Annotated in this window: 16 protein-coding genes; 11 read left to right on the plus strand and 5 right to left on the minus strand. The window is 70.6% G+C overall.

The annotated features are described in order from the left end of the window. Position 1: 1 nt before the first annotated feature. The 4 genes from lepB to ACFZ8E_RS22420 form a co-directional block, all read right to left on the minus strand. Positions 2-799, minus strand: a complete 798-nt coding sequence (gene lepB / locus ACFZ8E_RS22405) for a signal peptidase I (protein WP_243932310.1) — start codon at positions 797-799, stop codon at positions 2-4. Between the two features lie 126 nt (positions 800-925). Continuing rightward, positions 926-1,339 (minus strand): holo-ACP synthase, encoded by a 414-nt coding sequence (gene acpS / locus ACFZ8E_RS22410; protein WP_405043816.1) that lies wholly within the window; start codon positions 1,337-1,339, stop codon positions 926-928. Beyond that, on the minus strand, positions 1,336-2,097 hold the full coding sequence (locus tag ACFZ8E_RS22415) for a pyridoxine 5'-phosphate synthase (protein WP_243945622.1): 762 nt from the start codon (positions 2,095-2,097) through the stop codon (positions 1,336-1,338). Before ACFZ8E_RS22415 ends, acpS begins: the two co-directional genes overlap by 4 nt. Positions 2,098-2,329: 232 nt before the next feature. Then, positions 2,330-2,593: a hypothetical protein gene (locus tag ACFZ8E_RS22420; RefSeq protein WP_405043817.1), complete on the minus strand. Its 264-nt coding sequence runs from the start codon at positions 2,591-2,593 to the stop codon at positions 2,330-2,332. 524 nt (positions 2,594-3,117) lie between these two features. Here ACFZ8E_RS22420 and rpsF point away from each other — a divergent pair. The 7 genes from rpsF to ACFZ8E_RS22455 all read left to right on the plus strand — a co-directional run bounded on the left by rpsF (position 3,118) and on the right by ACFZ8E_RS22455 (position 8,283). Beyond that, on the plus strand, positions 3,118-3,588 hold the full coding sequence (rpsF, locus tag ACFZ8E_RS22425; protein WP_147725734.1) for a 30S ribosomal protein S6: 471 nt from the start codon (positions 3,118-3,120) through the stop codon (positions 3,586-3,588). Positions 3,589-3,591: 3 nt separating this feature from the next. Beyond that, positions 3,592-3,858, plus strand: a complete 267-nt coding sequence (rpsR, locus tag ACFZ8E_RS22430) for a 30S ribosomal protein S18 (protein WP_147725733.1) — start codon at positions 3,592-3,594, stop codon at positions 3,856-3,858. Between the two features lie 139 nt (positions 3,859-3,997). Then, a complete protein-coding gene (locus ACFZ8E_RS22435; RefSeq protein WP_243935830.1) occupies positions 3,998-5,050 on the plus strand; it encodes a hypothetical protein in 1,053 nt (350 codons plus the stop codon). Between the two features lie 50 nt (positions 5,051-5,100). Next, entirely contained in the window at positions 5,101-5,673 is a 573-nt protein-coding gene (gene rplI / locus ACFZ8E_RS22440) for a 50S ribosomal protein L9 (protein ID WP_147725731.1), read from the plus strand. A 274-nt stretch (positions 5,674-5,947) separates the two neighbouring features. Next, on the plus strand, positions 5,948-7,435 hold the full coding sequence (locus ACFZ8E_RS22445; RefSeq protein ID WP_147725730.1) for a replicative DNA helicase: 1,488 nt from the start codon (positions 5,948-5,950) through the stop codon (positions 7,433-7,435). A 34-nt stretch (positions 7,436-7,469) separates the two neighbouring features. Then, positions 7,470-7,784, plus strand: coding sequence for a DnaB-like helicase N-terminal domain-containing protein (locus tag ACFZ8E_RS22450; protein ID WP_405043818.1), 315 nt, complete (start codon positions 7,470-7,472; stop codon positions 7,782-7,784). Positions 7,785-7,845: 61 nt separating this feature from the next. Next, the gene (locus tag ACFZ8E_RS22455) at positions 7,846-8,283 is read left to right on the plus strand and encodes a DUF29 domain-containing protein (RefSeq protein ID WP_405044434.1); all 438 of its coding nucleotides are present in this window, start codon (positions 7,846-7,848) and stop codon (positions 8,281-8,283) included. Between the two features lie 9 nt (positions 8,284-8,292). On the opposite strand, the gene ACFZ8E_RS22460 is transcribed toward ACFZ8E_RS22455, so the two are convergent. Beyond that, entirely contained in the window at positions 8,293-8,610 is a 318-nt protein-coding gene (locus tag ACFZ8E_RS22460; RefSeq protein WP_405043820.1) for a cupin domain-containing protein, read from the minus strand. Positions 8,611-8,702: 92 nt separating this feature from the next. Here ACFZ8E_RS22460 and alr point away from each other — a divergent pair, with 92 nt between their 5' ends. The 4 genes from alr (at position 8,703) to purF (ending at position 13,863) form a co-directional block, all read left to right on the plus strand. After that, entirely contained in the window at positions 8,703-9,878 is a 1,176-nt protein-coding gene (gene alr / locus ACFZ8E_RS22465; RefSeq protein WP_405043821.1) for an alanine racemase, read from the plus strand. A gap of 46 nt (positions 9,879-9,924) precedes the next feature. After that, positions 9,925-11,364 (plus strand): DNA repair protein RadA, encoded by a 1,440-nt coding sequence (gene radA / locus ACFZ8E_RS22470; RefSeq protein WP_147725726.1) that lies wholly within the window; start codon positions 9,925-9,927, stop codon positions 11,362-11,364. Between the two features lie 219 nt (positions 11,365-11,583). Beyond that, positions 11,584-12,189, plus strand: coding sequence for a CvpA family protein (locus ACFZ8E_RS22475; RefSeq protein WP_147841975.1), 606 nt, complete (start codon positions 11,584-11,586; stop codon positions 12,187-12,189). A 195-nt stretch (positions 12,190-12,384) separates the two neighbouring features. After that, on the plus strand, positions 12,385-13,863 hold the full coding sequence (gene purF, locus ACFZ8E_RS22480; protein WP_405043822.1) for an amidophosphoribosyltransferase: 1,479 nt from the start codon (positions 12,385-12,387) through the stop codon (positions 13,861-13,863).

Consider the following 13,863-nt stretch of genomic DNA (forward strand, 5'->3'; position numbering starts at 1 on the left):
GTCAGTGGATCGTCGAGAACAGGCGGCCCCAGCGCACGTGGGCCGGCCAGTTCCAGATCTGCCAGGCGGGCGTGCCCTCGTCGATCGAGAAGAAGATCATCTCGGCGCGGCCGACGAAGTTCTCGAACGGGACGTAGCCGACGTTGGCGAGGTCGCGCGAGTCGGTGGAGTTGTCGCGGTTGTCGCCCATCATGAAGAAGTGCCCCGGCGGCACGGTGTAGAGCTCGGTCTTGTCCCAGAACCCGTTGTCGCCGTCGCGCTCGATCGTGTGGTGCACGACGCCGTTCGGCAGCGTCTCGTTGTACTGCGGCACCTTGGTCGCCTGGCCGTACGGATCGATGGTCTCGTAATCGGCGATGCGCTCGCGCTTGACCGGCTTGCCGTTGATGTTGAGCACGCCGTCGATCATCTGGATCTTGTCGCCGGGCAGGCCGATCACCCGCTTGATGTAGTCGGTAGCGTTGTCCTTGGGCAGCTTGAACACCGCGATGTCGCCGCGCTTCGGCTCGGCGGCCCAGATGCGCCCCTCCGCCTTCGTCGGCAGGTATTCGCTCAAGGGCAGCGAGTACTTCGAGTAGCCGTAGGAATATTTCGACACGAACAGGTAGTCGCCGATCAGCAGCGTCGGGATCAGCGATCCCGAGGGGATGTTGAACGGCTGGAACAGCAGCGTGCGCACGACCAGCGCGATGAGCAGCGCCTGGATCCCGACCTTCAGGGTCTCGCGGATGCTGGCCCAGGTCCCCGGTTGCGCCCGGACCTCGTGTTTGCCGTCCCGATCCAAGCGCGCGCGTTCCATCTGTCGATCCGTCTGGGACGAGGCCGACGGCCCGCGCGGGCGCTGCCCGCGGCGCCCCACCGTGTCCGTTGCGTCGCGGCGGTCTAGACCAAGCCGGGTTCCCCCGCAACGCGGCGGGAGGTGGCGTCAACCCCGCCCGGTGCCCTCCGGCACGGCCTCGATGATCACGAAAGCTTGTGCCATCGGCGGGTCGTCGGTGAGGGTGACGTGCAACCGCGCCGCGTGCCCGGCCGGCAGCATCGCGGCCAGCCGGTCCAGGGCTCCGCCGGTGAGATGCAGCGTCGGCTGCCCGCCGGGCAGGTTCATGACCTCCATGTCGCGCCAGAACACCCCGTGCGCGAGGCCGGTGCCGAGCGCCTTGGCGCAGGCCTCCTTGGCGGCGAAGCGCCTTGCGTAGGACGGCGCGCGGGCCGCCTTGCGGTCGCACCGGGCCCGCTCGCCGTCGGTGAACACCCGGTGCGTGAAGCGCTCGCCGAAGCGCGCGAGCGAGCGCTCGATCCGGCGGATGTCGCAAAGGTCGGAGCCGATCCCGAGGATCATCGGCCCCGGCTCCCCGCCCGGGCCGCCTCCATCGCCGCGCGCATGTCGCGGATCGCCCGGGGCAGCCCGACGAAGATCGCGTCGGCGATGAGCGCGTGGCCGATGTTGAGCTCGCGGATCTCCGGGATCCGCGCGATCGGCCCGACGCTGTCGGTGGTCAGCCCGTGGCCGGCATGGATCTCCAGCCCGAGCCCCTGCCCGTGCTCGGCGGCACGGACGATCCGGGCGAGCTCGTGCGCGGTCGCGGCCGCATCGCCCGCGACCGCGGCCTCGCAGTAGCTGCCGGTATGAAGCTCCACGATCGGCGCGTCGAGCGCGTGGGCCGCCTCCATCACCGCCGCGTCCGGCTCGACGAACAGCGACACCCGGATGCCGGCCTCGGCCAGCGCGCGGATGCGAGGCGCGAGGTGATCGCGCCCGCCGACGATGTCGAGGCCGCCCTCCGTGGTGCGCTCCTCGCGCTTCTCGGGGACGAGGCAGGCGGCATGCGGCTTCAGCGTGCGGGCGAGCGCCACCATCTCGTCGGTCGCCGCCATCTCGAAGTTGAGCGGCACGGTCAGCGTCCGGGCGAGCGCGGCCATGTCGGCGTCGCGGATGTGCCGCCGGTCCTCGCGCAGGTGGGCCGTGATCCCGTCGGCACCGGCCTCCACCGCCAGCAGCGCCGCCCGCACCGGGTCGGGATAGCTGCCGCCGCGGGCGTTCCGGACGGTGGCGACGTGGTCGATGTTCACGCCGAGGCGGAGAGGATGTGCCGACATGCGCCGATCTTTTCGCGTGGCTTCGAGGTGATCGCGTCGTGCTTAGCCCAGATCGGGCCGCCCTGGCGCCTCGCCGCCGCGAGAAATCGCCCGACCCGTGCTGTTTCGAAGGCGACGCGGCGCGGGTCGGATGGTCGCGGCCTCCTGCGAAGGGCCCTCGAACGCGGAAAGGCCGGGCACGACGGCCCGGCCTCCCTTCGACGAAGCCCGAAAGCTCGTCCGTCGTTGGTGCTCAGCGGACCGGGTTGGCGCCGGCGTTGCCCGGAACCGTGCGGGCGCCGTCCTCGCGGCCGGCCGGCATCGCGTTGGCGGCGCCCGGAGCGGTGCCGGTTGTGGCCGGCATGTCGCCCCGCATCGTGCCGCCCTTCTCCATCGTCTTCTCGGACGGGCTCCTCACGCTGCCGGGATTGTTCATGTTGCCGGTCGCGGACTGCGCGAACGCCGCACCCGAGAGTGCGAGCACGAGCGCCGTGGCGGAGATGAGTGTCTTACGCATGGGACGGATCCTTCGTGTGGTCGGTGTGGGAGGAGGAACGTCGCGGCCCGGGGATGGTTCGGAGAAACTTCGCGCGGCCGACCTCTCGGTGCGTGCGAGCCGCGCCCAGGGGCCTGGTCCCGTTGCGCTTTCCGGGGAACGGAAATCGTCGCCGCCCTCCGGAAGCGCGTCGCGGCGTTCGATCGCCGGCACGCAGGCGACGGGACGGCCCGACGTGCCCGGCCGTGCGATGCAGCCTTGCGATTCAGCCTTGCGATTTTCCCCGAAACCGACTATCCGCCGCCACTCGCGTTCGCTCCGGCTGGGGGCTGAACGGACGGTGCCGTTCGCGGCACAGGCTTTTTTCCGCGTCGCCTGGCGACGATCGAACGAGCCGTCGTCCCGTGTCTCCGCCTTCGATCAACCGCTCGGGCCCGTTGAAACGGCTCGGAGGGCTTGGCGCCGGGCGATCTCGCGAACCGAACCGGCCCGGAACTCATCGTGCATCTGCATGTCCGGGCCTCATTCAAGCTGAAGGGCCCGTAATGCCTCTCTACGAGCACGTATTCCTGGCACGCCAGGACGTGACGTCCCAGCAGGTCGAGACGATGATCGAGACCTACAAGGGCGTCATCGAACAGAACGGCGGACGTTTCGAGAAGATCGAGATGTGGGGCGTCAAGTCCCTCGCCTACCGGATCAAGAAGAACCGCAAGGCGCACTTTACCCTGCTCAACATCGACGCCCCCCCGGCCGCCATGGCCGAGATGGAGCGCCAGATGCAGATCTCGGAAGACGTGCTGCGCTTCATGACCATCCGCGTGGAGGAGCTCGAGCACGAGCCGTCCGCGATGATGCAGAAGCGCGACCGCGACGACCGCAAGGATCGCGAGCGCGGCCGTCGTCGCGACGACGAGGGCTTCGGTGGTGGCGGCGGCTTCGGCGGCGACCGCGACCGTGGGGATCGTGGCGACCGCGGCGACCGGCCCGAGCGCAACTTCGGCGGGGAGAACTAAGCCATGGCATTCGGTGCAAGTGCTGGTGGAGCCGCCGGCGGCGGTGGCCGTCGTCCGTTCTTCCGTCGTCGCAAGACCTGCCCCTTCTCCGGCGCCAACGCGCCGAAGATCGACTACAAGGACGTGAAGCTGCTGTCCCGTTACGTCTCGGAGCGCGGCAAGATCGTTCCGTCCCGCATCACCGCGGTCTCGGCCAAGAAGCAGCGCGAGCTCGCCCAGGCGATCAAGCGCTCGCGCTTCCTCGGCCTGCTCCCCTACGTCATCAAGTAGGCTCTTCGGAAACCTGCTGGCCCTGGTCCGCCAGGGTCGGCCACCATCCTTCGGGCGACGGTCTCCGCCGCCCGATCGTTGGGGCGCCTCGCCTCTAACCCCGCCCGCACTCCTGCGCGGCGGCGGGACAGCGGATCTCATGGTTCAGAACCTCGGCATCGGCATCGGCGCGGGCCTCGTCTCTGCACTCCTGTTCGGGATGCTGCTGAAGGCCACCCCGCTCGCGATCGTCCTCTACCTCTTGGCGCCCCTGCCGATCCTCATCGTGGGACTCGGCTGGAATTCCCGCGCCGCGCTCGCGGCGGCGGCTTCCGGCAGCCTCGCGCTCGCCCTCGTCGTCTCCCCCTATCTCGGCCTCGGATTCGCCGCCTACCTCGCCGTGCCGGCGTGGTGGCTCGCCTATCTCGCCCTGCTCGGCCGGCCGAACGCCGACGGCAGCCTCGAATGGTATCCGACAGGCCGCCTCCTCGGCTGGACCGGCGCGACCGCGGCGCTGGCCTTCATCGCCATCGCCGTCCTGTCCGCGCCGAGCCACGAGGCGTTCGAGGGACAGCTGAAGAGCCTAGCCGGCACCATCGTCCGCGCCCAGATGCGTGGCCTGCCGAGCGCGCCGGCCAAGCCCGATGCCGCCCGCCCGGACGCCGGCGAGCCCGTCGCTGACAAGCCCGTCGGCGAAAAGCCGGCGCCCCCCGAAAAGCCCAGCGACGCGGCCGATGCCACGCCTGCGGGATCCGAGGCGCATGACGACCTGGTCGATGCGCTGGCGCGCACCGTGCCCGCTTTCGCCGCCAACGGGCTCGCCCTGCTCCTGACCTTCTACCTCTGGGCCTCCGCCCGCATCGTCCAGCTCTCGGGTCGCCTGCCACGGCCCTGGCCGGACATCCCGTCGACCGTGATGCCGCGCGCCATGCTCGGGCTGCTCGGCCTCGCCGTGATCCTCGCCTTCGCGCCGGGCTACGCGGGCGTGCTCGGCACGGCCCTGGTCGGCTCGGTGAGCGCGGTCTTCGCGCTGCAGGGGCTCGCCGCCTTCCACGACCGCAGCCGCGGCCGGCCGGCGCGCGGCATGATGCTGTTCGGTCTCTACCTGATCCTGTTCTTCACGCAGGGCATCGCCCTGATCGTGCTCACCCTGTTCGGCCTCGCCGACACCGCGCTCAACCGGCGCCGACGCCCCGACGGCGCGACCCCTTGAGACCCCGGCCGGCCCTCATCGGCGGCCTTACCTGAAGAAGGACGAAGACCATGGAAGTGATCCTGCTGGAGCGCGTCGCCAAGCTCGGCCAGATGGGCGAGACCGTGAACGTCAAGCCGGGCTTCGCCCGCAACTTCCTCCTCGCCCGCGGCAAGGCGCTGCGCGCGACGGAAGGCAACAAGAAGCACTTCGAGACCCAGCGCGCGCAGCTCGAGGCGAAGAACCTCGACCGCAAGAAGGACGCCGAGGCGGTCGCCGAGAAGCTCGACGGCCAGACCTTCGTGCTCATCCGCCAGTCGGGCGAGTCGGGCGTGCTCTACGGCTCGGTCTCGACCCGCGACCTCGCCGAGGTCGTGACCAAGGAGGGCTTCACCGTCGAGCGCGGCCAGTTCACCCTGAACCAGCCGATCAAGACGCTCGGCCTGCACGTGATCCCGGTGGTGCTCCACCCCGAGGTCGACGTGAAGGTCACCGTCAACGTCGCCCGCAGCCCGGAAGAGGCCGAGCGTCAGGCCCGCGGTGAGTCGGTCACCGAGCGCGAGGCGTTCAACCTCGACGACCTCGGCCTGGAGGTCGGCATGGCGCTGGCCGAGGCCGGCGAAGGCGCCGACGACCGCGGCTGATCGCATCGCCCTGCCCCCCCTCCCCACGCGGGAGGGGCGGGCTGTGAATGGCGGTGACAGCGGGGAAGGCGGCTCGGGAGGGTTGACGCGTTCCTCGTTTGTTCCAAGATGGGCGCCCGTTCCTCGCACCGAGGGGCGGGCGTCCTCGCGTTCCGGGCACGGTGACGCGGACGCCGGCGGCTAAGCATCGGTCAACCCGACTGGTGCCATGGTCGTCGGATCATGTCTGGGATGCGGCGCCGGCCCGGCCCGCATCGATTCGGAGCGACCGCCGATGGCCCTGCCCAATGCCCTAGCGGCCAAGCTCGAAGCCGTGCAGGCGGAGTACCGCGTCGCGCCGCACAACATCGACGCGGAGCAGGCGCTGCTCGGCGCGATGCTGGTGAACAACGACGCCTACTACCGCGTCTCGGACTTCCTGCTGCCCGAGCACTTCATGGAGGACGCCCACCAGCAGATCTTCCAGGTGGCGACCTCGCTGATCAAGGCGGGCAAGCTCGCGACCCCGATCACCCTGAAGACCTATCTCGGCGACGCCGACTTCGGCGGCCAGACGGTGATGCAGTACCTCGCGCGGCTGGCGGCCGACGCCACCACCGTCATCAACGCCGGCGAGTATGGCCGCACGATCTACGACCTCGCGATCCGCCGCCGGCTGATCACCATCGGCGAGGACCTCGTCAACGGCGCCTACGAGGCCCCGGTCGAGCAGGCCCCGCGCGACCAGATCGAGGACACCGAGCGCCGGCTCTACGAGCTCGCCGAGGCCGGCAAGTACAGCGGCGGCTTCCAGAAGTTCTCGGACGCGCTCACCGCCGCCGTCGACATGGCGGCCAAGGCGTATCAGCGCGAGGGCAAGCTCTCGGGGCTGGCCACGGGGCTCTCCGACCTCGACGCCAAGATGGGCGGCCTGCAATCCTCGGATCTGATCATCCTCGCCGGCCGCCCGGCCATGGGCAAGACCTCGCTCGTCACAAACATCGCCTTCAACATCGCGAAGGCCTACCAGGGCGAGAAGCAGGCCGACGGCACGATCAAGACCAAGAACGGCGGCATCGTCGGGTTCTTCTCGCTCGAGATGTCGGCCGAGCAGCTCGCCACCCGCATCATCGCCGAGCAGTCGGGCGTGCCCTCCTACAAGATCCGCCGCGGCGACATCCGGCCGGAGGACTTCTACAAGATCACCGACGCCGCCCGCGACATGCAGACGATCCCGTTCTACATCGACCAATCGGGCGGCATCTCGATCGCGCAGCTCGCCGCCCGCGCCCGGCGCCTCAAGCGCCAGAAGGGCCTCGACGTGCTGATCGTCGACTACCTCCAGCTGCTGGCGGGCTCGGGCAAGCGCTCGGACAACCGCGTGCAGGAGATGACCGAGATTACCACCGGCATGAAGGCGCTGGCCAAGGAGCTCTCGGTTCCGATCATCGCCCTGTCGCAGCTGTCGCGTCAGGTCGAGAACCGCGACGACAAGCGCCCGCAGCTCTCGGACCTGCGCGAATCGGGCTCGATCGAGCAGGACGCCGACGTGGTGATGTTCGTGTTCCGCGAGGAATACTACGTCAACAACAAGAAGCCCCGCGAGGGCACGGAGGAGTTCTTCGCCTGGGAGGCGGAGATGAACCGCGTCCACGGCAAGGCCGAGGTGATCCTCGGCAAGCAGCGCCACGGCCCGACCGGCACGGTGGAGCTGCAGTTCGACGCCAACATCACCCGGTTCTCGAACCTCGCGCAGAGCGACCGGCTGCCCGAGCAGATGTGATAGGGTGCGCGCTCCGCCCGATCGGAGACGCCCCATGGCGCTGGCGAAGCAGGCTCGGCCCCGCGAGACGATCACCCTGAACGACGTGTTCGAGGCCGAGCGCGGCCTCGTCGGGCTGATCCTCGCCGACCCTGCCACCTACGGAGTGATGGCCCAGATCCTCCGCGATGAGGATTGGACCCATCCGCTCCATCGCGGCGTGTTCGAGGTCGCGGGCGCCCTCGTGGCGGCCGGCGAGGCGATCACCCTCGCGGCCGTCCTGCCGCGGGTCGCCGACGTGGGGCCGGACGGAACGCCGGCCGAGGCCTATCTCGCGGCGCGGATCGCGGGCGCGCCTGCGGCATCGTAGGCCGAACCGCTCGCGCGGCGTCTCGCTGCCGCGGCCGACATCCGCGACCGCCCCGACCCCTATTCTCCGCGACGTCTACGCATGGGCCTTCGCGCAGACCGAGCGTTTCCGGCGCGGACAGTTCTCGTCCCTCGACGCACTCAACCTGGCGGAGGAGATCGAGGACTCGGGCACCGAGATCTACGACCGTCTGGAAAGCGTGCTCCGCAGCACGCTGATCCGTCTGCTGACATGGGATTTTCAGCCCGAGAAGCGGACGCGAAGCTGGGCGCTGTCGATTCGGACCGGGCGCCGGGCCGCAGTGAAGCTTCTCGAACGCAACCCCGGCCTCAAGAGCCGCCTGTCCGGTGCCATCCGGGAAGCCTACGACGACGCCCGGATCGAGGCCGCGGGCGAGACCGGCCTCGACGAAACGGTGTTTCCCGATGCCTGCCCCTATTTTCACGAGGCGATCATGACCGGCGCGATCGCCTGGCCGCCCGAGCCGGAGGCGGGCTAGGCGCCCACGCTAGAGCGTCACCAGCGCGCCGGGCTGCTTCACCTCGATCTCGACGAAGGCGATCGGGTGGTCCGAGCCGTTCATCACGTCGTGGCGGATGCCCGCCGGGCGGCTGTAGGCCTGCCCCGCGGCGAGCGCGGTCACGCCGACCTGCTCGCCGTCATGGACCCGGAGCGTTCCGGCCACCAGCATCACCACGAAGTAGGGCCAGCCATGCTCGTGCCATCCGGTCACGGCGCCGGGGGCGAAATCCCAGCGGGTGATGCGAAGCGTCGCGTCGTCCTGCTGGACGGTGGGAATCGCCGGGATCGTGCAGGCGAACGCCATTGGCTGTCTCCTCGGAAGGCTGCGCGCGCCGCAAGCCCCGTGTTGCAGGTCTTGCGTTGCAGGCCTCGTGCCTTCCGGCCGCTGGCGCGGTAATGGCATGCCCTGACCCGTCAGGCTGCGCGGACGGCGACGCACGCGCGGCGGAACATCGGAGCCCGACGATTTCCCGAGACAGCACCGTCGCGACCGACGCCATCGGGCACGGCGCCCGCCTCATCGTCGATCTCGACGCCATCGCGGAGAACTGGCGCCGCCTCTCGGCGGAGGCACCGGGCCGCGCCTGCGCCGCGGTGGTGAAGGCCGACGCCTATGGCTGCGGCGCCGAGCCGGTCGCCCGGGCGCTCTGGGCGGCGGGCTGCCGCACGTTCTTCGTCGCGCATCTCGGCGAGGCCGCACGCGTGCGGGGCGCGCTGCCCGAGGCCGCGATCTACGTCCTGAACGGGCTCTCGCCTGGCTCCGCCCCGGCCTATCTGGCGATGGACCTGCGCCCCGTCCTCGGCTCGGTCGACGAGGTGTCGGACTGGGCGGCGGCCTCGCGCGGGATGCATGCGGCCGCGCTCCACGTCGACACCGGCATGAACCGTCTCGGGCTCGCCGTCCCGGAGGCGCTGGCGCTTGCCGGCGATCCACGGATCGGGGCCGCCGGCATCGACCTCGTGATGAGCCACCTCGTCAGCGCCGAGCTGCCCGACGAGGCGGTCAACGCTCGGCAGATCGCCGACTTCGCGACGGTGCGGGCGGCGTTTCCCGGCATTCCCGGCTCGCTCGCCAACTCGTCGGGCATCTTCCTCGACGGGGCGACGCACCACGACCTGCTGCGGCCCGGCTACGCCCTGTTCGGCGGCGATCCGACCCCCTACCGCGACGCCAACCCGATGCGGCCGGTGGTGCGGCTGGAGGCGACGATCCTGCAGATCCGGCACGTCGCCGCCGGCGCGCAGGCCGGCTACAACGGGCGCTGGACCGCGCCCGCGCCCCGGCGCCTCGCGACCCTGTCGCTCGGCTACGCCGACGGCTATCCCCGGGCCGCGAGCGGGCACGGCCACGCGCTCGTCGCCGGCATCCCCTGCCCGATCCTCGGCCTCGTCTCCATGGACCTGATCATCCTCGACGTCACCGAGGCGGCGGACGCCCGGCGCGGCACCGTCGCCACGCTGATCGGCGATGGGCTGGACGTCGACACGGTGGGACGCGCCGCCGGCACGATCGGCTACGAGATCCTGACGGGGCTGGGTTCTCGTTACGTTCGCACGTATATCGGGGCGTGACGCCGTCCGCCCCGAGCGGGTCCGGCCCCGAACCCGCTGCGAGCGCATGGCAAAGATCCACCAGACCTTCATCTGCCAGGCCTGCGGCGCGGTCTACAACCGCTGGCGCGGGCGCTGCGAGGCCTGCAATGGCTGGAACACGATCGTCGAGGAGACGCCCGGGGGCTCCGGGCCGCAATCGGGCCCGGCCGCGACCCGGCCCGGCCGGGCCCGCGGGCGGGTGTTCCCCCTCGAGGGCCTGACCGGCGAGGCGCGGGAAGCGCCGCGCATCCCCTCCGGCATCGGCGAGCTCGACCGCGTCACCGGCGGCGGATTCGTGCGCGGCTCGGTGATCCTGCTCGGCGGCGATCCCGGCATCGGCAAGTCGACCCTGCTGATGCAGGCCTCGGCCGCGATGGCGAAGACCGGCGAGCGCGTCGCCTACATCTCCGGCGAGGAGGCGGTGGGGCAGGTGCGCCTGCGCGCCGAGCGCCTCGGGCTGTCGGGCCACCCGGTGGAGCTGGCGGCCGAGACCAACGTCGAGGACATCGTCGAGACCCTGTCTCAGGGACGCCCGCCGGCGCTGGCGATCATCGATTCGATCCAGACCATGTGGACCGAGACCGTCGAATCGGCGCCCGGCACGGTCACGCAGGTGCGCTCCTCCGCCCAGTCCCTGATCCGCTTCGCCAAGACCACGGGCACGGCGGTGATCCTCGTCGGCCACGTCACCAAGGACGGGCAGATCGCCGGCCCGCGGGTGGTCGAGCACATGGTCGACGCGGTGGCCTCGTTCGAGGGCGACCAGGGCCACCATTTTCGCATCCTGCGGGCGGTGAAGAACCGCTTCGGGCCGACCGACGAGATCGGCGTGTTCGAGATGACCGACATGGGGCTGGCCGAGGTGCCGAACCCCTCGGCGCTGTTCCTGGCGGGACGCGACCACCAGGCCGCCGGCACCGCGGTCTTCGCCGGCATGGAGGGCACGCGGCCCCTGCTGGTGGAGATCCAAGCGCTGGTCGCGCCCTCGTCGCTCGGCATGCCGCGCCGGGCCGTGGTCGGCTGGGACCCGAACCGGCTCTCGATGGTGCTCGCGGTGCTCGAAGCCCATGGCGGCATCCGCCTGGGCACGCACGACGTCTATCTCAACGTCGCGGGCGGCCTGCGCATCTCCGAGCCCGCGGCGGATCTGGCGGTGGCCGCCGCCCTGGTCTCGTCGCTGTCGGGCGCGGTGCTGCCGCCGGAGACCGTGTATTTCGGCGAGATCGGCCTGTCCGGCGCGATCCGGCCGGTGGCGCAGGCCGGCGCGCGCCTCAAGGAGGCGCAGAAGCTCGGCTTCGCCAAGGCGATGACGCCGCAAGGGCGCGGCGAGACCACCGACCGCGCGCTCGCCACGGAGTCGCTGCGCCACATCGCCGACCTCGTGGCCGGCATCGCCGCGAACGGGCCGCGCCGGGTCGCCTCGGGCAAGCGCCGCCATGCGGCCCACGACGAGGATGCGGATTAGGCGACCGGCTGAGCGCGGTTCTCAGGACGACCTGTGCCGCGCCGGCGGCTTGGGAAGGGCGGTGAAAGCCCGTCTGCAACCGGCGGGTTCCGGCGGCCGGCAGTCGCCACCGAGGGTGACGACCGAGTTTGACCGCGATATAAGGCGCCCGCGGTCCAGGGGAGCCGCAGACCGCATCGCTTTCGTCGTGGCATCTCCCCATCCGATCCGAACCCGCAGATGCCGTTTTCCGTCCTCGATCTCGTGGTGCTCGGCATCGTCGTGGTGTCCGCCCTGCTGGCGGCCGTCCGCGGCGTCACGCGGGAGGTGCTGGCGATCATCGCCTGGGTCGCCGCCGCCGCGGTGGCGTGGTCGCTCTATCCGATGCTGCTGCCGACGGTTAAGCAGCACGTGACCAGCGACACCGTCGCCCTCGTCGCCTCGATCGCGGCGATCTTCCTCGGCACGCTGATCGTCGTCTCGATCATCACGGTGAAGATCTCCGACGTGGTGCTCGATTCGCGCATCGGCGCGATCGACCGCTCCCTCGGCTTCCTGTTCGGCGCCGCCCGCGGCTTCCTGATCTGCGTGATCGGCTGGGTGTTCCTGTCCTGGCTGGTGCAGGGCAAGGTGCCGACCTGGGCCGCCGAGGCGCGCACCCGGCCGATGCTGGAGAAGTCCGGCGACGCGCTGGTGGCGCAGCTGCCGGAGAACCCGGAAGGCTTCCTGAAGCAGTTCAAGAAGCCGAAGGTCGACACCCCGCAGAACGAACCTGTGGATGCACCGGCCGAGACCGAGGTGCCCCCGCGCCAGACCACGCCGGCCGTGCCCGCGCCGCGGCGCTGAGGGCGCCGCTCGGCCGGGAAGGAAGGCCGGCTCGGCATATGTTGCCGCGGTGACCCTGACCTGCGTTCGATCCGGCTTGGTTGCGATGCCGCGAGGCCTCAGATAACGCCTTGACGACGGCGCCGCGGGGCCGGCCGCGCGGACGCGGTCCGGGCAGCTTGCGGGCGGACGGCAACCAGGGATCGACCTCAGGCCATGTCACACCGCGCCGCAACCGTGGATTCCGTGTTCGACCCCGAGACCGACGGCGATACGCTCCGCGAGGAATGCGGCGTCTTCGGCATCTTCGGGCATCCCGACGCCTCGGCGATCGTGGCGCTCGGGCTGCACGCCCTGCAGCACCGCGGCCAGGAGGCGGCGGGCATCGTCGCCTTCGACGGCGAGGTCTTCCATTCCGAGCGGCGCCCCGGCCTCGTCGGCGACTCGTTCTCGGACGGCGGCACGATCGCCCGGCTGAAGGGCCGCGCCGCGATCGGCCACGTGCGCTACTCGACCACCGGCGGCACCATCCTGCGCAACGTCCAGCCGCTCTTCGCCGAGCTGGCCGGCGGCGGCCTGGCGGTGGCGCATAACGGCAACCTCACCAACGCGCTCTCGATCCGACGCGATCTCGTGCGCGACGGCGCGATCACCCAGTCGACCTCCGACACGGAGGTGATCCTGCACCTGGCCGCGCGCTCGCGAAAGCCGCGGATCGTCGAGCGCTTCATCGACGCGCTGCAGGCGATCCAGGGCGCCTACGCCATCGTCGCGCTCACGAACAAGAAGCTGATCGGCGCCCGCGACCCGCTCGGCATCCGCCCGCTGGTGCTCGGCGAGCTCGACGGCCGCTACATGCTGGCCTCGGAGACCTGCGCGCTCGACATCATCGGCGCGAAGTTCGTGCGCGACGTCGAAAACGGCGAGGTCGTGGTGATCTCGGAGGACGGCATCGAGTCGATCCGCTTCGCCGACAAGGTGCCGATGCGGCCGTGCATCTTCGAGTACATCTACTTCGCCCGGCCGGATTCGGTGGTGAACGGCAAGAGCGTCTACGCCGTGCGCAAGAACATCGGCGTCGAGCTGGCCCGCGAGGCCGCGGTGCCGGCCGACGTGGTGGTGCCGGTGCCCGATTCCGGCGTGCCGGCCGCGCTCGGCTTCGCACAGCAGACCGGCATCCCGTTCGAGATGGGAATCATCCGCAACCACTATGTCGGCCGCACCTTCATCCAGCCGACCCAGTCGGTGCGCGAGCTCGGCGTGCGGATGAAGCATTCGGCCAACCGGGCAGCGATCGAGGGTAAGCGCATCGTGCTGGTCGACGACAGCCTGGTGCGCGGCACCACCTCGGTGAAGATCGTGCGGATGATGCGCGAGGCCGGCGCGGCGGAGGTGCACTTCCGCATCGCGAGCCCGCCGATCACCTATCCCGACTTCTACGGCATCGACACGCCGGAGCGCGAGAAGCTGCTCGCCGCCACCCACGACCTCGAAGGCATGCGCCGCTACATCGGCGCGGATTCGCTGGCCTTCCTCACGATCCCGGGGCTCTACCGGGCGATGGGCGAGGCGGAGCGGATCGAGGCCTGCCCGCAATACACCGACCATTGCTTCACCGGCGACTACCCGACCGGTCTGACGGACCTCGCCATCGCCGGGCCGAAGCGCCTCGCGATGCTCGCCGAAGCGGACTGA

The sequence above is a fragment of the Methylobacterium sp. HMF5984 genome (assembly GCF_045033435.1).
Taxonomy (GTDB): domain Bacteria; phylum Pseudomonadota; class Alphaproteobacteria; order Rhizobiales; family Beijerinckiaceae; genus Methylobacterium.